Origin of the sequence: Pectobacterium peruviense, from assembly GCF_003312355.2 — a bacterium.
Classification (GTDB): Bacteria; Pseudomonadota; Gammaproteobacteria; order Enterobacterales; family Enterobacteriaceae; genus Pectobacterium; species Pectobacterium peruviense.
This window is the reverse complement of the sequence record NZ_CP161826.1, coordinates 2736571-2761540: the sequence shown is the minus strand read 5'-3', so window position 1 is coordinate 2761540 and position 24970 is coordinate 2736571. Positions and strand designations below refer to the sequence as shown.

General features: G+C 49.7%; 20 protein-coding genes. 9 read left to right on the top strand and 11 right to left on the bottom strand.

What is annotated here, in order from left to right; genetic code table 11:
• Positions 1–111: 111 nt before the first annotated feature.
• The 3 genes from DUT67_RS12485 to DUT67_RS12475 are packed head-to-tail and all read left to right on the top strand — an operon-like array spanning position 112 to position 4160.
• Complete coding sequence (locus DUT67_RS12485) at positions 112–1419, top strand: cytosine permease (protein WP_048260619.1); 1308 nt, start codon at positions 112–114, stop codon at positions 1417–1419.
• A gap of 52 nt (positions 1420–1471) precedes the next feature.
• The gene (locus DUT67_RS12480) at positions 1472–2581 is read left to right on the top strand and encodes a DUF917 domain-containing protein (protein WP_113625787.1); all 1110 of its coding nucleotides are present in this window, start codon (positions 1472–1474) and stop codon (positions 2579–2581) included.
• Between the two features lie 10 nt (positions 2582–2591).
• Positions 2592–4160, top strand: a complete 1569-nt coding sequence (locus DUT67_RS12475) for a hydantoinase/oxoprolinase N-terminal domain-containing protein (protein ID WP_113631883.1) — start codon at positions 2592–2594, stop codon at positions 4158–4160.
• A 110-nt stretch (positions 4161–4270) separates the two neighbouring features.
• Here DUT67_RS12475 and pflA read toward each other — a convergent pair whose 3' ends face one another.
• From pflA to ycaO, 4 genes are all read right to left on the bottom strand, one after another.
• Positions 4271–5011, bottom strand: a complete 741-nt coding sequence (gene pflA / locus DUT67_RS12470) for a pyruvate formate lyase 1-activating protein (protein WP_048259796.1) — start codon at positions 5009–5011, stop codon at positions 4271–4273.
• Positions 5012–5280: 269 nt separating this feature from the next.
• Positions 5281–7563, bottom strand: coding sequence for a formate C-acetyltransferase (gene pflB / locus DUT67_RS12465; RefSeq protein WP_113631884.1), 2283 nt, complete (start codon positions 7561–7563; stop codon positions 5281–5283).
• A gap of 57 nt (positions 7564–7620) precedes the next feature.
• Positions 7621–8481, bottom strand: a complete 861-nt coding sequence (focA, locus tag DUT67_RS12460; RefSeq protein ID WP_113631885.1) for a formate transporter FocA — start codon at positions 8479–8481, stop codon at positions 7621–7623.
• A gap of 452 nt (positions 8482–8933) precedes the next feature.
• Positions 8934–10697, bottom strand: a complete 1764-nt coding sequence (ycaO, locus tag DUT67_RS12455) for a 30S ribosomal protein S12 methylthiotransferase accessory factor YcaO (RefSeq protein WP_113631886.1) — start codon at positions 10695–10697, stop codon at positions 8934–8936.
• A gap of 329 nt (positions 10698–11026) precedes the next feature.
• Here ycaO and serC point away from each other — a divergent pair, with 329 nt between their 5' ends.
• The 6 genes from serC to DUT67_RS12425 all read left to right on the top strand — a co-directional run bounded on the left by serC (position 11027) and on the right by DUT67_RS12425 (position 18709).
• Entirely contained in the window at positions 11027–12112 is a 1086-nt protein-coding gene (gene serC / locus DUT67_RS12450; RefSeq protein WP_048259800.1) for a 3-phosphoserine/phosphohydroxythreonine transaminase, read from the top strand.
• Between the two features lie 82 nt (positions 12113–12194).
• Complete coding sequence (aroA, locus tag DUT67_RS12445; protein ID WP_113631887.1) at positions 12195–13484, top strand: 3-phosphoshikimate 1-carboxyvinyltransferase; 1290 nt, start codon at positions 12195–12197, stop codon at positions 13482–13484.
• A gap of 220 nt (positions 13485–13704) precedes the next feature.
• Positions 13705–14382 carry a (d)CMP kinase gene (gene cmk / locus DUT67_RS12440; RefSeq protein ID WP_113631888.1) on the top strand — a complete coding sequence of 226 codons (678 nt, stop codon included), beginning with the start codon at positions 13705–13707 and terminating at the stop codon, positions 14380–14382.
• Between the two features lie 116 nt (positions 14383–14498).
• Complete coding sequence (gene rpsA / locus DUT67_RS12435; RefSeq protein ID WP_039357911.1) at positions 14499–16172, top strand: 30S ribosomal protein S1; 1674 nt, start codon at positions 14499–14501, stop codon at positions 16170–16172.
• A 91-nt stretch (positions 16173–16263) separates the two neighbouring features.
• Positions 16264–16548, top strand: a complete 285-nt coding sequence (gene ihfB, locus DUT67_RS12430; RefSeq protein ID WP_005967571.1) for an integration host factor subunit beta — start codon at positions 16264–16266, stop codon at positions 16546–16548.
• A 295-nt stretch (positions 16549–16843) separates the two neighbouring features.
• The gene (locus DUT67_RS12425; RefSeq protein WP_113631889.1) at positions 16844–18709 is read left to right on the top strand and encodes an amidohydrolase; all 1866 of its coding nucleotides are present in this window, start codon (positions 16844–16846) and stop codon (positions 18707–18709) included.
• A 61-nt stretch (positions 18710–18770) separates the two neighbouring features.
• Here the strand turns inward: DUT67_RS12425 and hisIE are convergent, their stop codons facing one another.
• The 7 genes from hisIE to hisD form a co-directional block, all read right to left on the bottom strand.
• Positions 18771–19334: a bifunctional phosphoribosyl-AMP cyclohydrolase/phosphoribosyl-ATP diphosphatase HisIE gene (hisIE, locus tag DUT67_RS12420; RefSeq protein ID WP_043878173.1), complete on the bottom strand. Its 564-nt coding sequence runs from the start codon at positions 19332–19334 to the stop codon at positions 18771–18773.
• Positions 19335–19396: 62 nt separating this feature from the next.
• Positions 19397–20173 carry an imidazole glycerol phosphate synthase subunit HisF gene (gene hisF / locus DUT67_RS12415; protein ID WP_048259803.1) on the bottom strand — a complete coding sequence of 259 codons (777 nt, stop codon included), beginning with the start codon at positions 20171–20173 and terminating at the stop codon, positions 19397–19399.
• On the bottom strand, positions 20155–20892 hold the full coding sequence (hisA, locus tag DUT67_RS12410) for a 1-(5-phosphoribosyl)-5-[(5-phosphoribosylamino)methylideneamino]imidazole-4-carboxamide isomerase (RefSeq protein WP_113631890.1): 738 nt from the start codon (positions 20890–20892) through the stop codon (positions 20155–20157). Before hisA ends, hisF begins: the two co-directional genes overlap by 19 nt.
• 6 nt (positions 20893–20898) lie before the next feature.
• Positions 20899–21489, bottom strand: a complete 591-nt coding sequence (gene hisH / locus DUT67_RS12405; protein WP_113625796.1) for an imidazole glycerol phosphate synthase subunit HisH — start codon at positions 21487–21489, stop codon at positions 20899–20901.
• A complete protein-coding gene (gene hisB / locus DUT67_RS12400) occupies positions 21489–22556 on the bottom strand; it encodes a bifunctional histidinol-phosphatase/imidazoleglycerol-phosphate dehydratase HisB (protein ID WP_113631891.1) in 1068 nt (355 codons plus the stop codon). Before hisB ends, hisH begins: the two co-directional genes overlap by 1 nt.
• 15 nt (positions 22557–22571) lie before the next feature.
• The gene (gene hisC, locus DUT67_RS12395; RefSeq protein ID WP_113631892.1) at positions 22572–23645 is read right to left on the bottom strand and encodes a histidinol-phosphate transaminase; all 1074 of its coding nucleotides are present in this window, start codon (positions 23643–23645) and stop codon (positions 22572–22574) included.
• Positions 23642–24970, bottom strand: coding sequence for a histidinol dehydrogenase (gene hisD, locus DUT67_RS12390; protein ID WP_113632004.1), 1329 nt, complete (start codon positions 24968–24970; stop codon positions 23642–23644). Before hisD ends, hisC begins: the two co-directional genes overlap by 4 nt.

The following is a 24970-nucleotide window of genomic DNA, read 5'->3' as shown; positions in this document are numbered from 1 at the left end:
ATGGTGTTGTTAGCTTGCTGACAACACCATTGTTCTATACGTCGCCAGACAACCTCTATAAAATATCACAACGATACAATAATTATTTGCTGCTTATTTAATGGAGGAGTTATGTCTCAAGGGAATGCTGTACCTGAAAAAGAAAAACAGGAGCGGCAAATCTATGATTACGAATACGAACCTGTCCCTGCTGAAGCTCGAAAGCGCTGGTATGTAATTACGTTAATATGGCTGGCAATTGGGATTGATATTTCAGGTTTATTCCTTGGTACTTTTTTGAGCGGTGGGTTGCCATTTTCTCAGGCCGTTAGTGCCACGCTTATTGGTTCTGCTTTGCTCGGTGTGCTTGCCGCGCTATGCGCTAATGTGGGTTATGGCTGTGGGCTATCAACGACTCTATTAAGTATCTCGGTGTTTGGCAAATTTGGCGGCAAAGTTATCGGCATATTCTCTGCGATTTCTTTGGTCGGTTGGTTCGCTTTCCAGCTTGATTTCTTTGGTGCCATGCTACAAAAGGCATTGCTTCATTATCATTTTGAACCTGGCCGTTTTCCTATCTTACTATTCGGCATGATACTGATGGCATTAACCGCTATTTGGGGGGTCAGATCATTAGGAAGGCTCAGCATGTTTAGCGTCCCTTTAATGCTGATTCTGATAGTAACAGGGATTTATTTGGCTGCAGTTGATCATTCTACACCACCAATAATAGCTATCAAAAACCCCATTAGCATGGGAAGCGCAATCTCTTATGTTGTTTCTATCTGGATTGTTGCGGCCAGTATTATGTCGCCTGATATTGCACGCTACGCCAAAACACGCAAAGACGCTATCTTGGGAGCTGGATTAGGCTTTTGCTTCGGTAATAGCGCGACAATTTTAGTTGCGCTTTTACTAACCCATCTGGTCGGTAGCGATGATCTTGTCGAAATATTCTTTAGTATTGGACTGGGTATGTCAGCCATTGTGATTTTAATCTTTGCACAATGGACAACAAATAGTTCAAATCTAATCTCCGCATCGTTAGGACTCTCTGTGGTCATTCGGGCATTGTCCCGTCCTAAATTAGTGATTTTGATGGCTTTTGTTGGGTTGTTTTTCGCCTACAATGGGATGATTAATAATTTTACCCAATTTCTCTCATTATTGGGGGTGATAGTCTCACCAATCGCTGGTGTATATCTGGCTGAATATTACTTTTTTGATTTATCACCCTCAAAGATCGATATATCAGAACCGAAGAATCTGAACATTGGCGCAGCTGTAGCCTGGATATGCGGAAGTTTGGTTAGCCTTTTGACATCGACAGATTTTTTCAATGTTCTTACTATTAGCTCGATTTCTGCTTTAGATGGAATCATGGTGAGTATGGCGATATATGTCGCATTGCGTAAGGTATTCCCACGAGTTGGGATGTAATTGCTTGGTCCCCTATTTTTAAATAGGGGTTCTTCGTCTTTCTGGACAAATAATGACCCGCTATATTGATTCTGAAACAATAGATGATATTGCTCTGGGAGCATCGGTTCTTGGCACTGGGGGCGGGGGAGATCCCTATCTTGGCTCATTAATTGCCAAGAATGCATTACGTAACACCCAGCCTATTGTTCTGATGAATCTCGATGATATCGAAGATGATTCGCTTTTTGTCCCATGCAGCACTATGGGGGCACCGACGGTTTCTGTGGAAAAAATTATTTCACAGCGCCAGATTGTTTTGGCTTTTGACACAATGGAAACAGTGCTGGCGGAATCAGCCTCGGGTACGTTTTCAATTGAAGTCGGTGGTATTAACTCGCTGATCCCCTTTGTTGTTGCGGCTAAGAAAGGGTTGCCGGTTATCGATTGTGATGCAATGGGGCGTGCATTCCCCGAAGCACAAATGGTGACCTTTTTCCTTGATGGTTTATCTTCGGCACCAAACACGTTAGCTGATGAGAAAGGTAACTCGGTTATCCTTAATCCTATTGATGGTGTGTGGTCTGAACGGCTAGCCAGAGCGATTACGGAGCAGATGGGTGCTGCCTGTGCGATGTGTGATTATCCACTTCGTGGACATGAGCTCAAACGTAGCGCCATTAAGGGAACGCTAACCCTGGCGCAAAATATTGGAAAAACGCTGCGTGAAGCGCATCAGTCGGGCAGTCATCCTGTGCAGTCTCTACTTACTGTGCTCAATGGCCACGTCATTGCATCGGGTAAAATTGTCGATGTTGATCGGCGCACAACCGGTGGTTTTGCTCGGGGTAAAGTGGTACTGGATGGTATGGGGAGTGATAAAGGCGAATCGTTTACGGTGCTTTTCCAGAATGAACTCTTGCTGGCTTATCGTTCTTCACAGTCAGTAGAACCTACGCAGGATAATCTGCTGGCTGTTGTTCCTGATTTGATCTCCATTGTAGATAGTGAAACCGGGCGTCCGATTATCACGGAACATTTACGTTATGGGCAGCGAGTCGATGTCATTGCCTATCCGTGCAATGAGAAATGGCGAACGCCAAAAGGGATTGACGTCGCGGGGCCGGAATATTTTGGCTATCCGGTGCAGTATGTACCAATAGAACAGCTTGCAAACCGCTGAGGTCTTCCCGATGTTACATAAAAATGATTACCGACTCGGGATTGATGTCGGAGGCACAAACACGGATGCGGCAATTTTAGATGCTGATCTGCGCTGTATTGCGACGGCCAAGTTTCCAACCAGTATGGATATCTATAGTGGCATCGAGCGCGTGATTGCTACGGTATTGGCGCAGTCTGGGATTGCACCGCAGCATATTCGCTACGCGATGTTAGGCACAACCCAATGTACCAATGCGATTGTTGAGCGGAAAGGACTGGATCGCGTTGGATTATTGCGTCTGAGCCTGCCAAGCAGTGATAGCGTCCCACCATTGTTTGGTTGGGATGACGAGTGGCAAAAGACGTTAGGCGAGCATTTCTACCAGCTTCATGGCGGCTATGAATTTGATGGTCGGGAGATTCATCCTGTACGGCGGGATGAAGTACTGGCGGTCTGTGACAAGATGCGTGGTCATGTGGACAGCGTGGCTATCTGTGGCGTATTTTCTCCAGTAAATAGTGAGCAGGAATTGCAGGTTGCCCAGTGGGTGAATGCGGCATTACCTGATGTTTCTCTGTCGTTATCCCACCGGATAGGCAGCACGGGATTGCTGGAAAGAGAAAACGCGACGATCCTGAATGCATCGCTGCAAAGCACCGCAAATCGTTTTGTTAACGGCTTTACACAAGCGCTAATTCGGCACGGAATTAAGGCTACGCCATTCTTCGGGCAAAACGACGGCACCTTGATGTCCGAGAGTATGGTGAAGCAATATCCTATTCTGACGATGGCCTGTGGACCAACAAACTCGATTCGCGGGGCGTGCCACCTTTCTGGATTGGATAATGCGCTGATTATCGATGTCGGCGGCACCACGACAGATATTGGCGTATTAGTGAATGGTTTTCCGCGTGAATCGGCAATCGCCGTTGAAGTAGGTGATGTGCGGACGAATTTCAGGATGCCGGATATTATTTCTATTGGCATTGGCGGTGGAACCTGTGTTCGGCAGTCTCAGGATGGAAAACTCACCCTTGGCCCTGACAGTGTCGGCTATCGCCTTCTTGAGCAGGGCGTCAGTTTTGGTGGAGAGACGTTAACGCTCAACGATATTATGCTGCAACTTCAGCGTGAGCGATGGACTGCGGATCTTCCTCTTCCGTTGCCCGAGTTGGATAAAGTACTTTGTCAGCAGGCTTATCGTCAGATGATTGATAAAGTGGAAAGTGCTATCGATCGGATTAAATCGTCGAGTGCGGCTATTCCCGCTGTGCTTGTTGGCGGTGGCAGTATTTTACTGCCCGACGTTTTATCCGGTGTCAGCCAGGTCATGCGTCCACTGAATTTTGATGCGGCAAATGCGGTGGGTGTGGCGCTAGGGAAGGTAGGAGCACAGATCGAACGCGTGGTTAAAATGTCAGATAACGATCGTGAAAAGATAAAGAGTGAATTGCAGCAGCAAACCATTCGTCTTGCGGAAGAGACAGGAGCCATGCTTGGCAGCGTTGAAATCATCGATTATCAGGAAATCCCGCTGGCCTATCTGCCGGGAAATGCAGTACAGGTGAGAATCAAAGCCGCAGGGAATCTGGTTTAACTCGGTGCTTGTCTACAATGTAGCGGGTCAAGATCAATCGCGATGTTGATCCGCTGAAATGAAAATAGCGCGCCGTGTGAGCGCGCTATTTTTTCAGAAAGCGTCATAGGTTAGTAGATTACCTTGTGACCGTAGCTTTCCAGAATCGATTTAACACGATCCATCGTATCAGCCTTCGGCGGTTTAACACCGTCTAACTTGTACTCTTCCCCCATCGCGATCCACTTGTGTTTACCAAGCTCATGGTACGGTAGAAGCTCAATTTTCTCGATGTTCGTCATATCTTTGGTGAATTCGCCCAGCTTGTGCGCGGATTCATCATCATCAGACCAGCCAGGGACCACCACATAACGTATCCAGGTACGCTGGTTACGTTTTGCCAGATAGCGAGCGAAATCCAGTGTACGGTGATTCGATACACCAACTAAATTCTGATGGATATCATCGTTCATTTGCTTCAAGTCCAGCATCACTAAATCGCTGACGTCCAATAGTTCGTCAATGACGGGATCGTAACGGCGCACGAACCCATTGGTGTCCAGACAGGTGTTGATACCTTCTGCCTTACAGGCACGGAACCAGTCGCGCACAAACTCGGCTTGGAGAATAGCCTCGCCGCCTGATGCCGTTACGCCACCGCCGGATGCATTCATAAAATGGCGGTAAGTCACGACTTCTTTCATGAGTTCTTCAACCGTCACTTCTTTGCCGCCGTGCGTATCCCAGGTATCACGGTTATGGCAATACAGGCAGCGCATCAGACAGCCCTGAAAGAAGATAATAAAACGGATGCCTGGACCATCGACGGTGCCACAGGATTCAAAAGAGTGGATGCGACCGATTACTGACATTGCGAGGTTTTCTCCAAATTTGACCGGACAATAGCGGTCTTTATGAGCGCAGTCATGAGAAAGTAGGTACCGATCTGGCAGGAGTTTCTGACAGAAAAACACCGTGTGACAGATGCTGCGTCGAATCTGTTTTGCAAGCCATCCACATGATTAGGGCAACATAGCGGGCTGGCAAAACAGGTTAACAATCTGAACGACAAGCGAGGGCGAGAAAAAGGCCCCACTGACGTGGAGCCTTTATTTTACGCTTTTTCAGACAGCCATGGAAATTAGATTGACTGTGTGAAGGTACGGGTAATAACGTCTTGTTGCTGTTCTTTCGTCAGTGAGTTGAAGCGCACTGCGTAGCCAGATACACGGATAGTCAACTGCGGATATTTTTCCGGGTTTTCCATCGCATCAAGCAGCATTTCACGGTTCATGACGTTAACGTTCAGGTGCTGACCGCCTTCGATGCTGGCTTCGTGGTGGAAGTAACCATCCATCAGGCCCGCAAGGTTAGCTTTACGCACGTTGTCGTCTTTACCTAACGCGTTAGGTACGATGGAGAAGGTATAAGAAATACCATCTTTCGCGTAAGCAAACGGCAGTTTGGCAACAGAAGTCAGAGAGGCAACTGCACCTTTCTGGTCACGACCGTGCATTGGGTTAGCACCAGGTCCGAACGGTGCACCTGCACGGCGACCGTCTGGCGTGTTACCTGTTTTCTTACCATATACCACGTTAGAGGTGATGGTCAGAACCGACTGAGTTGGTGTTGCGCCACGGTAGGTATTCAGTTTCTGAATTTTCTTCATGAAACGTTCAACCAGGTCACAAGCCAGTTCATCTACGCGAGAATCGTTGTTACCGAATTGCGGATATTCGCCTTCGATATCAAAGTCGATAGCCAGACCATCTTCATCACGAATTGGTTTAACTTTGGCATATTTGATAGCAGACAAGGAGTCAGCAGCAACAGACAGACCAGCGATACCACACGCCATGGTACGGAATACGTCACGATCGTGCAGTGCCATTAGCGCCGCTTCGTAGCTGTATTTGTCGTGCATGTAGTGGATGATGTTCAGAGAGGTGACATATTGCTTAGCCAGCCAATCCATGAAGTGATCCATACGTTCCATCACTTCGTCGAAGTCCAGAACGTCGCCTTTGATTGGTTCTGATTTCGGACCAACCTGCATTTTCAGTTTTTCATCCACGCCGCCATTGATTGCGTACAGCATGGTTTTTGCCAGGTTTGCACGGGCACCGAAGAACTGCATTTGTTTGCCAACGATCATCGGGCTTACGCAACAAGCAATCGCGTAGTCATCGTTGTTAAAGTCAGGACGCATCAGATCGTCATTCTCGTATTGCAGAGAAGAGGTATCGATGGAGACTTTAGCGGCATAGTTTTTAAAGCTTTGTGGCAGTTTTTCAGACCACAGAATGGTCATGTTCGGCTCTGGAGACGGCCCCATGGTGTACAGGGTGTTCAGGAAGCGGAAGCTGGTTTTGCTCACCAGTGTACGACCATCCAGACCCATACCAGCCAGAGATTCTGTTGCCCAGATCGGGTCACCAGAGAACAGCTCATCATACTCAGGTGTACGCAGGAAACGCACCATACGCAGTTTCATGACCAAATGGTCAATCATTTCCTGAGCTTCTTCTTCCGTGATTTTGCCCGCTTTCAGATCGCGATCAAGGTAGATATCCAGGAAGGTTGAGACACGTCCGAAGGACATTGCCGCACCATTCTGTGATTTCACCGCAGCCAAGTAGCCGAAGTAAGTCCACTGAACGGCTTCCTGAGCTGTCACTGCTGGACCAGAAATATCACAGCCATATTTAGCTGCCATTTCTTTAATTTGGCTCAGAGCATGATGCTGATCGGCAATTTCTTCACGCAGACGGATTGTTGCTTCCAGATCTTCACCGTTTTCCAGTTTGGATTGCAGAGAAGTGAACTGAGCAAACTTGTCTTTCATCAGGTAGTCGATACCGTACAGCGCAACGCGACGGTAGTCACCGATGATACGGCCACGGCCGTAAGCATCTGGCAGACCAGTCAGAACACCAGACTTACGACAACGCATAATGTCTGGGGTGTAAACATCGAACACGCCCTGATTGTGCGTTTTACGGTATTCGGTGAAGATTTTTTTCAGTTGAGGATCCAGTTCACGACCGTAAACTTTGCATGAACCTTCAACCATTTTGATGCCGCCGAACGGAATTAACGCACGTTTCAACGGAGCATCAGTCTGAAGACCAACGATTTTTTCCAGACCTTTGTTGATGTATCCCGCGTCGTGAGACGTGATAGTTGCAGCAACATTGGTATCAAAATCAACAGGCGCGTGAGTGCGGTTTTCCTGTTTGATGCCTTCCATGACGCTGTCCCACAGCGCTGAGGTCGCTTTGGTTGCGCCAGCCAGGAAAGACTCATCACCTTCATACGGCGTGTAGTTTTTCTGGATAAAGTCACGAACGTTGACGTTATCCTGCCATTCACCTTTGCTAAAGCCTTGCCATGCATTGGCCAATTTTTCATTCAGCTCGGTCATTTTACACCTACCTTTGATATGGATTTCTTAAAACCCGACGTTGCGGCCGATTGCACCTTAGTGGTGCTTGTCTCCACCGCGCAAATAAATTACCCAATATGTTAAACCGACCATTATGCCGCCGCCGATAATGTTCCCTAGGGTGACAGGAATCAGGTTATCGGTAATGAAGTGGCTAACGGTTAAATGTTCAAACTGAGACGGCGCCATGCTAATGGCATTCCAGAATTCCGGGGCCGCAAAATTTTTGATAACGATGCCCATAGGAATCATGAACATGTTGGCGATGCTGTGTTCAAAGCCGCTGGAAACGAACATGGCGACAGGCAGAATCATGGCAAACATTTTGTCTGTCAGTGTACGGCCAGAATAGCTCATCCATACGGCCAGACAGACTAGCAGGTTTGCCAGAATACCCAGACACAATGCTTCAACAAACGTATGTTCAAGTTTGTGTTCAGCTGTTTGCAGGACGTTCAGACCCCACGCACCGTTTGCGACCATATGCTCTCCCGAGAACCAAATAAGTCCAACGAAGAAAAGCGCGCCAATCAGGTTGCCGACATAAACATTAGCCCAGTTCAAGGCTAGTTGTTTCCAGGTAATACGTCCACTGGCTTTGGCAATCACGATGAGAACGGTTGAGGTAAACAAGTCTGCACCGCAGACGACAACCAACATGAGGCCAAGGGAGAAACAGATGCCCCCGATCAATTTCGCGATACCGAAAGGAATCGTCGCGGTCCCAGTAGTGGCAGTAATATAAAAGACGAAAGCGATCGAAATAAATACACCCGCTGTGATCGCTAAATAAAACGTCGTACACGGTTGTTTGGTAGCTTTATAGACTCCGGCGTCTTCAGCAACTTTTGCCATAGCGGCCGGTAGTAATAGAGTGAAGGGGTTGTCAGCTTTCACACTAACTCTCTCTTAAAATTTATCAGCGTTGAGATACTAACAAAGCAGTATACGGTAAAATTTGACGTGGATCATATTGCAAGAAATTAACAGGCCGGTAAGCAGGGTGGAATAGTAGGGTTTTGTGGTTAATTTATTGAATTTTATGATAAAAAAATATTTTAAATTTTACAAAAAGAGTTGAATGGCATACGTTAAACCTACCGATTTAGCGTTAATGAAAATCATGTTTTGTAGAATTTCAGTACCACCTTGTCGAGGTAATTTAATTAAAAATTCACTATTCAATAACAATATTCTGATTATGCATCACGGATAATAAATATTGCCCGTTGGATAATAAAATAGCCCTTTAAAATAAAGGGCTATTAGAGGTGGAGATGTGCAGTTTGCTATTTGTCATAGATCGCACGCATCGATATAAGACACGTGCTGACTGCATCACTCAGACATTACTTGGCTTGCCAATAACGACGTTTAGCCTGTTGCAATTTTTCATAGGCGGCTAGCAGCGACTGGTGCGCAGGTAAAGACGTAAAGGTGTCATCCACGGCAAACAGGCCGTAGAAACAGGTTTCGCCAGCAACAGCAGCACTGGCAGCCTCGAGCGTCTCGCTGCCGTACATTTTGGTAAAGGCATCGTAATATTCTGCTGGATCGCGCTCAGGCTCTTGTGCCAGTAACAGCAGGGTTTGCAGGCAGCGGTAGTAATTGCTGCGCTGTGCCGTAAAGACGGAGTCGTTGAAATCCTGCGTCCATTCTGTCCAGATCAGCGCCTGATCCAGATCGCCACCGGCCAGACCCAGCATGGCTTTCAATTCGCCAACGCGTAGAGTGAGCCAGCCATTATCTTTTCCTGTGGCAATACCAAGCAGCTCACGTACGCGGGTGAAATCATCCAGCCCTTCGTCGTCCAACTGTTGCAACAGTGCCAGATAATCTTCTTTTTCCCATTTGCTGTCCGGCAGCGCCAGCAGTGTGTCACGCAGATGAGCGCCCATGCTGTTGTTAGCTAACAGCAGATCGTCGGCAGGGTAGATGTCTGACATTCCCGGCACGATGATGCGGCAGGCATAAACGGCCAGATGCTCATAGTCAGCAATGTAGACTTCTTTATCTTCCTGCTGGAAGATCGCCATCAACGTGGCGAATTCTTCTTCTGTCGATCCTTTAAAACTCCAGTCGGCAAATTCATAATCCGCTGTTTTCTTGAACGTATCCCAGGAGATCAGACCGCTGGAATCGATAAAGTGGGTTTCCAGATTGGCGTGTTCAGCAACTTCTTCATCATCGAACGTCGGTGGAGTAAACACGTCCAGATCTTTCAGACCACGACCCTGCAACAGTTCAGTGACGGTACGCTCCAGCGCCACGCCGAAGTCAGGATGCGCGCCGAATGAGGCGAAGCAAGTACCGTTAGCAGGATTAAACAATACTACGCAGATGACCGGATATTTCCCGCCCAGTGAGGCATCATAAGAGAAAATCGGGAAACCTTCTTTTTCCAGTGTCGCAATTGCTTCGACCACGCCTGGGTAGCGGTTCAGGACCTCTTGTGGGATTTCCGGCAGGCTGATGGATTCAGCAATGATTCGGTTTTTGATGCTACGTTCAAACACTTCAGACAGCCCCTGAACACGGGCTTCGTTGGCGGTGTTACCAGCGGACATCCCGTTAGAGACGTACAGGTTACCGATGATATTCATCGGAATATAGACGGTTTGCTGATCGGACTGACGAGTAAACGGCAGTGCACAAATACCTCTGCCGGCATTACCGGATTGCAGATCGATCAGATCGCTGGCGCTCAGTTCCTGCTCTGGGTCGTAAAATTGGTGCAGACGGGCATCCAGAATGCCTTCCGGCAGCGCATCATCTTCCGGAATAGGGAACCATTTTTCATTCGGATAGTGAACGAAATCGCCGTTAGCGATAGTTTTGCCGAGGTAGAAGTCAGCAAAGAAATAGTTGGTGGACAGACGCTCGAAATACTCGCCTAACGCAGAGGCCAGTGCCGCTTTCTTACTGGCGCCTTTGCCGTTAGTGAAACAGAGTGGGCAATCGCGGTCCCGAATATGGACAGACCAGACGTTTGGCACTGGGTTCAGCCATGACGCTTCTTCGATGTTAAACCCCAGGTCCTGGAGTTGCTGTTGAAAACGGGCGATGGAATCTTCCAGGGCGGCGTCTTTGCCTGGGATAAACGTTTGAGTCATGGTGTTCACTCTTATCGAGATTAGCGGAAGCGGCATGATACGGATTTTTCTGTCTGGACTCTATTTATTCATAACAGATTGGCAGCAGCGAAAAAGAACAGACTACCTAACGTGTCGTTTTGCATAATGAAAGCGCAATAAGCGTTGCAGCCGCGATGGACGAGTGATAAAACCGATAGCAGGGTAAAAGTAGTGTGGTTATGGCGGTCGTTCCGTTATAACTACGATCTTGTAACAGCGGTATTTTTATAACCGGTAGGTTTATAAAAATGGTATTTGTAACAACGGTGATAAAAACAGCCGCTATTTTTCAGGTGTGGTGAGGGGAAATGACTCAGATTTTTAATTTTAGCGCCGGTCCAGCAATGCTGCCGGTTGAAGTACTGCGTCGTGCTGAACAGGAATTATGTAATTGGAATGGCCTGGGAACATCGGTCATGGAAATCAGCCACCGCAGTAAAGAGTTTATGCAGGTTGCCGCTGAATCCGAACAAGATCTGCGTGATTTGCTGAAAATCCCCTCCAACTACAAAGTGCTTTTTTGCCACGGTGGTGCGCGTGCGCAATTTGCGGCAGTGCCGTTAAATCTCTTGGGTGACCGCTCAACTGCGGATTACATCGACGGTGGATATTGGGCACACAGCGCAATCAATGAAGCAGAAAAGTATTGCACGCCTAACGTGATTGACGTGAAAACGCGTATAGACGATCTGCGTGGCATCAAGCCGATGCGTGAGTGGAAATTGTCTGATGATGCCGCGTTTGTGCATTACTGCCCGAATGAAACCATTGACGGTGTTGCGATTGAAGAAGAGCCGGATTTTGGCGATAAAATTGTGGTCGCCGACTATTCTTCCAGCATCCTGTCTCGTCGCATTGACGTTAGCCGCTACGGTGTGATCTATGCCGGTGCGCAGAAAAATATCGGCCCTGCTGGCCTGACGCTGGTTATTGTGCGTGAGGATTTGCTGGGTAAAGCGCGCCGTGAACTGCCATCGATTCTGGATTATCAGGTTCTGGCGGACAATGACTCTATGTTTAACACGCCACCGACGTTTGCCTGGTATCTGTCCGGCATGGTCTTCAAATGGCTGAAAGAGCATGGCGGTCTGGCTGAAATGGAAAAACGTAACCAAGAGAAAGCTGACCTGCTGTATAGCGCGATTGACGGTAACGACTTCTATCGTAACGACGTTGCAGTAGCGAACCGTTCTCGCATGAACGTACCGTTCTTGCTGGCGGACTCCGCGCTGGATAAAGTCTTCCTTGAGGAGTCAGTCGCTGCGGGTCTGCACGCGCTGAAAGGCCATCGTGTTGTAGGCGGCATGCGTGCTTCTATCTATAATGCGATGCCGTTGGAAGGCGTGAAAGCGCTGACTGAGTTTATGGCCGACTTCGCACGTCGCCACGGTTGATTCACGCCAACCTCGCTACACATTTTGATCAACCCCGGGCTTTCCGGGGTTTTTATGTCCACGTTGAAAGAATAGGCTTCACATGCAGGAATCCCTGACCTTACACCCCATCAAGCTGATTAACGGCACCCTTAACCTTCCAGGGTCTAAAAGCGTCTCTAACCGTGCGCTTTTGCTCGCTGCCTTGTCCGAAGGAAAGACCCGACTGACTAACCTGTTAGACAGTGACGATGTTCGCCATATGTTGACAGCGTTAACGGCGTTGGGGGCGGAATATCATCTGTCATCTGATCGAACCGTGTGTGAAATTATTGGGCTGGGTGGTGCGTTTACAGCATCGCAGCCGCTGGAACTGTTTTTAGGGAACGCGGGTACCGCGATGCGGCCACTGACTGCGGCTCTGTGTCTGACCGACGGAGATATTGTTCTGACAGGCGAACCCCGCATGAAAGAGCGGCCGATTGGACATTTGGTCGACGCACTACGTCAGGGGGGGGCGAAAATTGACTATTTGGAACAGGAAAACTATCCGCCGCTTCGTTTGCACGGTGGTTTCCAGGGTGGCGAAATCAGCGTAGATGGCAGTGTATCGAGCCAGTTCCTGACTGCTCTCTTGATGACCGCGCCATTGGCCGCGCAGGATACGAAAATCAGCATTCAGGGCGATCTGGTTTCCAAGCCGTATATCGATATCACGCTGCATATGATGAAAGCGTTTGGTATTGACGTGCGCCATGAAAATTACCAACACTTCTTCGTTGCGGGTCGCCAGCAGTACCGTTCACCGGGTGATTATCTGGTTGAAGGCGATGCGTCGTCGGCTTCTTACTTTCTGGCAGCAGCGGCGATTAAAGGTGGCGTTGTACGTGTGACTGGCGTGGGCCGTAATAGCGTACAAGGTGATATCCGTTTCGCTGATGTCTTGGAAAAGATGGGCGCAATCGTGCGTTGGGGTGAGGATTACATTGAATGCGAACGCGGTGAACTGCACGCGATCGATATGGATATGAACCATATTCCTGATGCTGCGATGACTCTTGCTACGGCGGCGCTTTTCGCTCAGGGCGGTACCACCACACTGCGTAATATCTATAACTGGCGCGTGAAAGAAACCGACCGTTTAGCGGCGATGGCGATTGAACTGCGCAAAGTTGGCGCAGAAGTGGAAGAGGGCAACGACTACATTCGCATTACGCCGCCAGCCAAGTTGAAAGCGGCAGAAATCGGTACGTATAACGATCACCGTATGGCGATGTGTTTCTCTCTGGTGGCCTTGTCGGATACGCCGGTCACGATTTTGGATCCGAAGTGTACGGCTAAAACCTTCCCTGACTACTTCGAGCAATTGGCACGTCTCAGCGAACTGGCTTGATTCCCTTCCAGGCACGGTTTCCGTGCCTTTTTTCCTCGATCGCCTTCCACTACATCCCACGCTGTTTTTCCTCCAAAATTGCGTAGCACGTTCAGAGAATGTCTTATTTTTCCCGCCATTCCGGCATTGGGGTAACCTTTCTTTGTATTGATGCGTATAATGAGGCTCCGTGATGCCATAAACGGCATAAGCGGAACTTCCCAGTATTAAGGAGAGAGAAATGACGGTGATGGCACCGGTAGTTACGGTTGACGGACCGAGCGGCGCAGGCAAAGGTACCTTATGTAAGGCATTGGCTGAAGCTTTACAATGGAACCTGCTGGACTCGGGGGCTATCTATCGTGTTTTGGCTCTGGCGGCGTTACACCACCATGTGGATATCAGTTCTGAAGATGCGCTGGTCCCGCTAGCCTCTCATCTTGATGTACGCTTTGTTGCAGAAGATGGGCAGTTGAAAGTCATTCTGGAAGGCGAGGACGTTAGCCACGAAATTCGTACCGAAGCGGTGGGTAACACGGCTTCTCAGGCAGCGGCTTTTCCTCGTGTTCGTGAAGCATTATTACGTCGGCAGCGTGCTTTCCGTGAGGCTCCGGGGCTGATTGCCGATGGCCGTGATATGGGGACTGTGGTCTTTCCTGACGCACCGGTGAAGATTTTTCTGGATGCCAGCGCGGAAGAACGCGCACAACGTCGCATGCTACAGTTGCAGGGGAAGGGCTTTAATGTTAACTTTGAACGTCTTTTGTCTGAGATAAAAGAACGGGATGAGCGCGATCGCAATCGCCCCGTTGCGCCGTTAGTGCCTGCTGCCGATGCGTTGGTGCTGGATTCAACGGAAATGACAATCGATGAAGTGATAGCGCGCGCGTTGGCTTATGCCCGCGAAATTTTAGCGTAATCACAGAAAACTGAATTTTTACCTCGTTGTAAGGATGCACAGCGGGGCATGTTAAACAACCCCATCGAGCAGGATGCCAGATGGACGTTAAATTGAAACCCTTAAGATTATCAAACATGACTGAATCTTTTGCTCAACTCTTTGAAGAATCCCTGAAAGAAATCGAAACCCGTCCTGGTTCCATCGTACGTGGTGTTGTTGTTGCTATTGATAAAGATGTCGTACTGGTTGACGCCGGTCTGAAATCTGAATCTGCCATTCCGGTAGAGCAATTCAAGAACGCACAGGGCGAACTGGAAATTCAGGTTGGTGATGAAGTAGACGTTGCTCTGGACGCTATCGAAGATGGCTTCGGCGAAACTCTGCTTTCTCGCGAAAAAGCTAAACGTCATGAAGCATGGCTGACGCTGGAAAAAGCCTACGAAGAAGCTGCAACTGTTACCGGTATTATCAACGGTAAAGTTAAAGGCGGTTTCACTGTTGAGCTGAACGGCATTCGTGCGTTCCTGCCAGGTTCTCTGGTAGACGTTCGTCCGGTTCGCGATACACTGCATCTGGAAGGCAAAGAGCTTGAGTTCAAAGTTATCAAGCTGGATCAGAAACGCAACAACGTTGTTGTTTCCCGCCGTGCAGTTATCGAATCTGAAAACAGCGCTGAACGCGATCAACTGCTGGAAAACCTGCAGGAAGGCATGGAAGTTAAAGGTATCGTTAAGAACCTTACTGACTACGGTGCATTCGTTGATCTGGGTGGCGTTGATGGCCTGCTGCACATCACTGATATGGCTTGGAAACGTGTTAAACATCCAAGCGAAATCGTCAATGTGGGCGACGAAATCACTGTTAAAGTGCTGAAATTCGACCGCGAACGTACCCGTGTGTCTCTGGGTCTGAAACAGCTGGGCGAAGATCCATGGGTCGCTATCGCTAAGCGTTACCCAGAAAGCACGCGTCTGACTGGCCGCGTAACCAACCTGACTGATTACGGCTGCTTCGTTGAAATCGAAGAAGGCGTTGAAGGTCTGGTACACGTTTCCGAAATGGATTGGACCAACAAAAACATCCACCCATCCAAAGTTGTTAACGTTGGTGATGTAGTGGAAGTTATGGTTCTGGATATCGATGAAGAACGTCGTCGTATCTCCCTGGGCCTGAAACAGTGTAAATCTAACCCATGGCAGCTGTTCGCAGAAACCCACAACAAGGGCGACCGCGTTGAAGGTAAAATCAAGTCAATCACTGACTTCGGTATCTTCATCGGTCTGGACGGCGGCATCGATGGTCTGGTGCACCTGTCCGACATCTCTTGGAACGTGGCAGGCGAAGAAGCCGTTCGCGAATACAAGAAAGGTGATGAAATCGCCGCTGTTGTTCTGCAGGTTGATGCAGAGCGCGAGCGTATCTCCCTAGGCGTGAAACAACTGGCTGAAGACCCGTTCAATAACTACCTGTCTGTTAACAAGAAAGGTGCTATTGTTACTGGTAAAGTTACAGCAGTTGACGCCAAAGGTGCTACAGTTGAATTAGCAGACGGCGTAGAAGGCTATCTGCGTGCTTCTGAAGCCTCTCGCGATCGCATTGAAGACGCAACGCTGGTACTGAACGTTGGCGACAGCGTTGAAGCGAAATACACCGGTGTTGATCGTAAAAACCGCGTTGTTAGCCTGTCTGTCCGTGCGAAAGACGAAGCTGACGAGAAAGATGCAATCGCAACTGTTAACAACAAGCCTGAAGAAAACAATTTCTCCAGCGCGATGGCAGAAGCGTTCAAAGCAGCTAAAGGCGAGTAATCACAACGGTAGAATGAGCAACGTAAGTTGCTCATTCTTGTAACGGTAGTCAGTTATCCTGGCTATTGATAGCCACGCATTTGGAGGCGCTATGACCAAGTCTGAACTTATTGAAAGGCTTGCTGGACAGCAATCTCATATCCCGGCCAAAGTGGTTGAGGATGCAGTGAAAGAAATGCTTGAACAAATGGCCTCTACGCTAGCCGAAGGCGACCGTATTGAAATCCGTGGGTTTGGCAGTTTTTCACTTCACTACCGTGCACCGCGTGTAGGTCGTAATCCGAAAACGGGTGATAAAGTTGAGCTGGAAGGTAAGTATGTCCCTCACTTTAAGCCAGGTAAGGAACTTCGCGACCGTGCTAACATTTATGGCTAATCAATAGTCATAAATATAAGCCTTATAAAAGCACCCACTTGGGTGCTTTTTTACATTTATCGATCTTACCTCTCTAAACTTCCGCATTACTGATGATCTGATTACTTATCAGAGCGCCATCTGCCACGTAATACGCTTTTCTTATCGTTCTTAGGCCTGCCAGATAGCCATCTACATACAAAATGTGAATTTTTGGTTTTCAACCGTTTGCATGTTGAAATTTTGAATGTCGTTGCCTATTTTCTAGTCTGAGCATTAACATTTCTAATGCGTTATCTCTAAATAAGGAAAGTGTATGAGTGAAGCGTGTAGTCATTCCGGCAGCATCAGTTGTTCCTGCTGTAGCCCTCTGTGGAAATCATTTCTTCCCGATATACCAATTGATATTCCGGAAATAGAGAACAGCCTACAGATAGAAACGAAATTATTCCGTTCTACGCCAAATAAGGATGGTAGCCCTGGAAAAGCGATTCTGACATTGGAAGATGGACAGGAAATTGCGGTAGAAGCCATGGGAATTCATGGCGGGTTGGTGGTAGCAACAGGTGCATATGAAGATGTGAAGGCCAAAATGCCGAAAAGCACGGTGGAGCATCAATTATCAGGCACGCAAACGCTATTACCGGGGCTGATTGAACCGCATGTGCATATCGTTAACACCGCGATGTTATCTGCCATTGGACATGATGTCAGCCCATTTGAAGAGCAGATATTACGCAAAGATTATAACAGGAACAGTGTGACATCCTGCTTGGCTGAGAAAGTGGCGGGAAAACCGGATACGGGCTGGCTTATTGGATTTGGTGCCGATCCCTCATTGTTTATTGGCGGAGATAAGGAATTTAATGCCACTATTCTTGATGAGCGTGTGACGGATAAAAGACCCGTTTTTGTCATCAATGCCTCAATGCATCTAGCCTATATCAATCATAAGGCTATCGAAACCGTTAAAGCATTCTATCAAACTCAGGGACTTCCGGTTCCCGATATTTCACCAGATGGCATCCTGAAAGAAATCGTGGGTATACAACCTGTCGTGAATGCCATGGTTAGCAGTTATCCCAAAACAGAATTAGCGGTAAGGTTAACCGCTTCAATTCACAAACTATTTGGTGTGGCAAGCAAGCGTGGTGTGACTTATATGCTCGATGCTGGCGTTGAACCTAAAGGCGGTCCGTCTGCTTTTGATCAAGTGAGTTTGCTGGAAAAATGGGCACATTTGCCGGGTTGTCCGGTGCGGATAGGTGGTGCGCTGATCGTTACGAGTGATGATGATTTCAATAGTAAGGTGGTCGATTCTTACACCCCAGGCTACGGCGATGAGCACTTTCACTTACCGTACATCAAAATTATTTCGGATGGCTCTAATCAGGGGCTGACGGGGTATCAGTCCACGCCGTATTGTTGTAACAACCGCTATGAAAAAACGCCGAGTGAGACGAATACCGGCGCTTTCAATTTCGATCCTCTCACGGATATCAATACGCTGGTGGATAGTGTTGTGCAGCATAAATGGCCGCTAATGATTCATACCAATGGCGATGAAGCCATTAGGCTGACGTTAGCGTCATTTAAACTGGCTGGCGTAACCTCAGATACCTACGAGCAGCGTCGAGATCGTCTGGAGCATGCGTCACTGCTGACTGACGATCACCTGTTGGAAATGAAGCAGCTTGGCATTTCACCTAGTTTCTTAATTGGCCATGTCGGATATTGGGGCTGGGCATTTCAGCAAACCATATTGGGAGAGGATCGGGCTAATCACCTCGATCGCTGCCAATCCGCTATTAATCATGGGATGAGAATCACGCTGCACAGCGATAACGGTGTTACACCGCTTGGGCCTCTGCGTATGATGGAGCAGGCTATTTATCGCGTGATGGAAGGTGAGCCTAAAGATACGGTTTCTGATGTGTTGAATGGGCAAGAACGGATTTCCCGTTTCGCCGCGCTTAAAGCAGCGACCTATGATGCCGCCTGGCAATGCCATGCAGAACAATGGGTTGGATCGCTAGTCGCCGGGAAATGTGCCGATTTTGTTATTTTGGCAGATTCTCCGCTAACCTATAACCCGATAGTAAAAGATAACAAAATACTCACTATGCGTGATATCTCGGTTCTGGAAACCTGGAAAGGGGGGCGTAAAGTGCATCATTCTTAACACCGTGATACCGTCATGCTAAAGCCCCGCGTTATCGATAGCCGATAACGCGGGGAAAGGCTTATTTATTGTGACGTTCTTTCAGGCGATTGATGATAGTCGCCAGATCTAAATCCTGATCTTGTAGCAGCACTAGTAGGTGATACATTAAATCAGCCGCTTCGTTAGTCAGCTCTTCACGGTCATGCACCGTTGCCGCTAATGCCGCTTCCAATCCTTCTTCGCCGACCTTCTGCGCAATGCGTTTGGTACCGCTGGCATACAGACGCGCGGTGTAAGAACTGTCTGGATCGGCATGCTTGCGTTCGGCCAGCAGTTGCTCCAACTGATAGAGGAACGTCCAGTCGCTGGCAGCAGGCGAGAAACAACTGCTGGTGCCCAGATGGCAGGTCGGCCCAATAGGGTTAACCAGAATCAGCAGCGTATCGTTATCGCAGTCCGGCGTGATAGAGACAACATTGAGGAAATGGCCAGAAGATTCGCCTTTCGTCCACAACCGTTGTTTGGTACGCGAGAAAAACGTTACCTTGCCGCTCTCTTCGGTAGCCTGCAACGCATCCTGATTCATGTAGCCCAGCATCAGCACTTCACCGGATACCGCATGTTGCACGACAACCGGCAGCATGCCGTCTGTTTTTTCCCAATCGAGTTGGTTTCGTTGTTCGTCGTTTAGAAAACACTCTGCGCTTAACACACTCGAATCTCCACACCTTGTTGCTTAAGATATTGTTTCAGTTCGCCAATATTAATAATTTGCTTGTGAAACACCGATGCTGCCAGCGCGCCATCGACGTGAGCGGTCTGGAAGGCATCCAGAAAATGTTCCATGGTGCCTGCGCCGCCAGAAGCAATCAGCGGGACGTTGCAGACAGCACGCACCAGATTTAACTGGTGTAAATCATAGCCGTTGCGTACCCCGTCCTGATTCATCATGTTCAGGACAATCTCACCCGCACCGCGCTTTTGCACTTCCTCTACCCAATCCAGCGTTTCCCACGTGGTGACCTTAGTCCGTGTTTCATCACCGGTGTATTGATTCACATGGTAGCGGCCAGTGGCGGCATCGTGCCAGGTATCAATCCCAACAACGATACACTGCACACCATAGCGATCGGCCAATCGGGTAATCAACTCTGGGTCAGCCAATGCCGGTGAATTGATGGAAATCTTATCTGCGCCGAAAGAGAGGATTTGACCGGCTTCTTCCACGCTTTTAATGCCGCCCGCCACACAGAAGGGAATATCGATGACTTCCGCAACGCGTGACACCCAGCTTTTGTCGACCACGCGACCATCGGAAGAAGCGGTGATATCATAAAACACCAGCTCATCAGCGCCTTCCTGCGCGTAGCGCTGCGCCAGCGGCACAATATCACCGATGATTTCGTGGTTGCGGAACTGCACGCCTTTGACGACCTGACCGTTACGCACGTCCAGACAGGGGATTATCCGTTTTGCCAGCATGAAATAGCCTCCGCGACGTTAAATTTACCTTCCAGTAGCGCACGACCAACGATAACGCCTTGCACACCGCTGTCGCGCAAATTGGCGATATCAGTCAGATTGCCGATGCCGCCGGATGCCTGAAAGGCAATCTGCGGGTAGCGCTGGCTGATTTCACGATAGAGATCGACGTTGGAGCCGCTCAGCGTACCGTCACGGGAAATGTCGGTGCACAGGACATGCTTCAGGCCGAACGGTAGATATTGTTCAACGACCTGCTCAAGTGTGGCGTCTGAATTTTCCTGCCAGCCGCTGATGGCGACAAACTTCGTGCCGTTAGCGTCGATACGCACATCCAGCGCCAACACCAGTGCTTCTGCACCGTAACGGGTGAACCATTGCTGAACGAGTTCCGGTTGCTTAACGGCGGTAGAGCCGATGACAACACGGCTGGCACCGGCTTTTAGCAACGCTTCTACGTCCTGCTCAGTACGAATGCCGCCGCCGATCTGTACCGGTACGCTAACGCCAGCCAACAGCGTGGTTAACAGTGGAATCTGTCGGGCTGATGGGTCTTTTGCTCCGGTCAAATCCACTAAGTGCAGCACACCTGCACCTTGTTGTTGGTAATCTTGCAAGCGGGGAAGCGGATCGCTTCCGTATTGGCGCTGCTGGCCATAATCACCCTGATGCAGACGGACAACCTGTCCATCAATCAGATCTAATGCGGGAATAATCATGACGCTCTACATCTCCAGAAAGTTTTTCAGCAACTGTGCGCCCGCAGCACCAGAACGCTCGGGGTGGAACTGCACGCCAAAGAAGTTATCTTTTTCCAGCGCTGCGGTGAAGGCTTCGCCGTAGTTGGCTTGTGCAATCGTGTTTTCGCAAACTGGCATGGCATAGCTGTGAACGAAATAGAAATAAGCACCGTCATCAATATCGCGGAACAAACGATGTCCGGCCTTCGGAATCACCTGATTCCAGCCCATGTGTGGCAGAGGCAAGCCGTGGTCTATCATCTTTTTCACTGGCGTATCGACAATTCCCAGCGTGGGGATGCCACCATTTTCGTCGCTGTGTGTCCCCAACAATTGCATGCCGAGGCAAATACCGAGAACCGGCTGGGTACAGGCCTTGATCAACGCGATCAGATCGCGTTCTTCCAGTTGATTCATTGCGGCCTGCGCGGTGCCGACGCCCGGCAGAAATAGCTTGTCGGCTTGCAGGACAATCTCAGCCTCGCGGCTGACAACAGGCGTATACCCCAACCGCTGCACGGCGTAGGTCACCGAAGAGAGGTTGGCGCAGCCAGTATCAAGAATGACGACCTTCATCAGAGCACTCCTTTCGAACTCGGCAGCGTGTCACCCTCGACGCGAATTGCTTGACGTAGCGTGCGTCCGAAGACTTTAAACAGGCTTTCCACACGGTGATGATCGTTACGTCCTTTGGTTTTCAGGTGTAACGTACAGGCCATGGAATAAGACAGTGAGCGGAAGAAGTGTTCGACCATTTCCGTACTCAGATCGCCTACGCGCTGATAGTTGAATTCGGCTTTATATTCCAGATGCGGACGTCCTGAAATATCCAGCGCACAGCGTGCGAGGCACTCATCCATTGGCAGAACGAAGCCAAAACGGCCAATGCCGCGTTTGTCGCCCAGCGCTTTATTCAGGGCTTCGCCCAGCGCCAGACCGGTATCTTCCACCGTGTGGTGATCGTCAATGTACAGATCGCCTTTCACTTCAATGTTCATGCGGAAGCCGCCGTGAGTGGCGATTTGATCCAGCATATGATCGAAGAAGCCGACGCCGGTGTTGATTTTGCTACCGCCTTCCTGATCCAGCCAGACGTTCACATCAATCGCGGTTTCACGCGTGACGCGGTTGACGTGTGCATGGCGGTTACGCTTGGTCAACTGGTTGGTAATCGCTTGCCAGTTCAGCCCGCCACGCTGGTAGAGCAGGCCAGCTATTCCCATATTTTGCGCCAGTTGAATATCGGTCTGGCGGTCGCCGATGACGTAGCTATTTGCTGTATCCATCAGGCCATCGTTCAAATAGGCTGTCACCAGTTCGGTCTTGGGCTTGCGGCAGGTGCAGTTATCTGCCGGTAAATGCGGGCAGATCAGCACGTGCTCAAAATGGATGCCCTGCGATGTCAGAATCTGCATCATCAGGTTGTGCGGTGGATCGAAGGTGTCCTGTGGAAAACTATCAGTTCCCAGCCCATCCTGATTCGTGATCATCACCAGCGTATAACCAGCCTTTTGCAGCGCCAGCAGCGAGGGAATGACATCTGGTTCCAGCGCCAGTTTATCCAGACGGTCAACCTGAAAATCCTCAGGCGGTTCAGCAATCAATGTTCCGTCACGGTCGATAAAGAGGTATTTCTGGCCCACGTGAGCTCCTTAAAATTAAGCGTTGATGCCCGGCAATGATTGTAATGCAGCAACAACGCGTTCACATTCGTAGCGGTTGCCGATAGTAATGCGCAAACAGCCTGCGAGGCTGGGTTGCTTATTTTGGTCACGCAGAATAATGCCTTGATCCCACAGCGTTTTAAATACAGAAGGGGAGGCGGTAAAGCGTACCAGCAAGTAATTACTCTCGCTGTGAAAGACTTCCTCAATGCAGGGAATATTTTTCAGAATATCGCTCAGCCAGCGGCGGTTGGCCGTTACTTCTGCAACATTCGCCTTCATTTTGGCGATCCCTTCGTGGCTCAATGCCTGAGCCGCGATGTCCGCTACGGGGGTGGACAGCGGATAAGGCGCAATGACTTTCAACAGGAGCTGAATCACTTCAGGGTTCGCCAGGGTGAAGCCACAGCGCAATCCAGCAAGTGAAAAGGCTTTGGACAAGGTACGCAGAATCACCAAGTGAGGGAACTCGGCCAGCCAGCTAGCAGTGGACGCTTGCGGACAGAATTCGATGTAGGCTTCATCGATAACAACCAGCGCTTTTCCCTGTGCCAGCGTAAGCAACTGGCGTAAATCATCCCGTGCAATCAGGTTGCCGGTTGGGTTGTTTGGGCTACAAACGTAAACGACCTTCGTGCCATCCAGCTGTGCTTCAATCGCATTAAGATCCAACTGCCAGTCTGATTTACTTGCCGCCGTGCGGCGTTCGACGCCAAACGTCTCAGCGCTGACAGCATACATACCGTAGGTCGGAGGACAGAAAAGAATGGCATCTTTCCCCGGCTCGCAGAATGCGCGAATCAGCAATTCGATACCTTCGTCGGCACCACGGCTGACCAAAACCTGTTCCGGCGTTACGCCTGCGTACTCGGCGTAGCGGTTGATCACCATGACCGGCTGACATTCTGGGTAGCGGTTCAACGTCTGCAACGTTAACTGAAATTCTGGCGCTTGAGGATATTCATTGGCATTCAGCCAGACATCGCCGTTGCCACCCAGACGGCGGGCAGACTGATATGGTGTCAATGCACGGACGTTGGCGCGTGCCAGTTCTTCAATGCTGCTCATGCTTGCTCCTTCAGTGCTGCAACTCGCAGGGTAACGGCGTTTTTGTGGGCGGTCAGCTGTTCAGCCTGTGCCAAAATTTCTATTGTTGGTGCCAGTTGCAGTAACCCCTGCGGCGTGAGCTGCTGTACGGTCATGCGCTTCTGGAAATCTGCCAGACCCAGACTTGAGTAGGTCGAGGTATAGCCATAGGTCGGCAGAACATGGTTAGTGCCGGAGGCATAGTCCCCTGCGGATTCCGGCGACCAGTCACCAAGGAACACTGAACCGGCGCTGGTAATGCTATCAACCAGTGATTCGGCATCGCGAGTCTGGATGATCAGGTGTTCCGGGCCATATTGATTGCTGATTTCAATACACTGCGCCAAATCACGTGCGACGATGACACGGCTGCTGGCAAGCGCCTGACGCGCGATATCTGCACGAGACAACTGAGTGAGCTGCTCTTCAACGGCGTCAGCGACGGCTTTGGCCATGGCGGCATCGGGCGTAAGCAGGATGACCTGTGAATCCGGGCCGTGTTCAGCCTGCGATAGCAAATCGGACGCAACAAACGCAGGCGTTGCACCGCTGTCGGCGATAACCAACACTTCGGATGGTCCTGCCGGCATATCAATGGCGGCACCATCAAGCTGCTGGCTGACCTGACGTTTGGCTTCGGTGACGTAGGCATTACCCGGACCAAAAATTTTATCAACTTTCGGCACGCTATCGGTGCCAAACGCCATCGCGGCAATCGCTTGCGCACCACCGAGCTGAAAGACTTCTTTAATACCGCACAGCTGTGCGGCATACAGAATCTCATCGGCAATCGGCGGCGGTGAACACAGCACCACGCGACCGCAGCCAGCGATGCGTGACGGTGTTCCCAGCATCAGTACGGTTGACGGCAGCGGGGCAGAGCCCCCAGGAATATACAGGCCGACAGTTGCGATAGGGCGAGTAAGCTGCTGGCAACGTACACCCGGCTGCGTTTCGATATCGACAATCGGCAACTTTTGCGCGTTGTGGAATGTCTCGATATTACGCACGGCGATTGCCATAGCCTGTTTTACCTCATCACCCAGACGGGCGGAGGCGGCGGCAATCTCGGCATTGGTGACGCGAATCGCACCCACCTGAACCTTGTCGAACTGTGCGCTGTAGTCGCGTAAGGCACTATCACCACGGCTTTTCACGTTGGTCAGAATATCGCTTACGACGGCGGTAATGCGGTCTGACGCAGAAATGGCTGGGCGAGTCAGCAACTGGCGCTGTTCTTCTGTCGAACAGCGCTGCCAGTCGACAAGCGTGCTGAAACTGCCGGTGCTATTGGTGTTGTCAGCCAT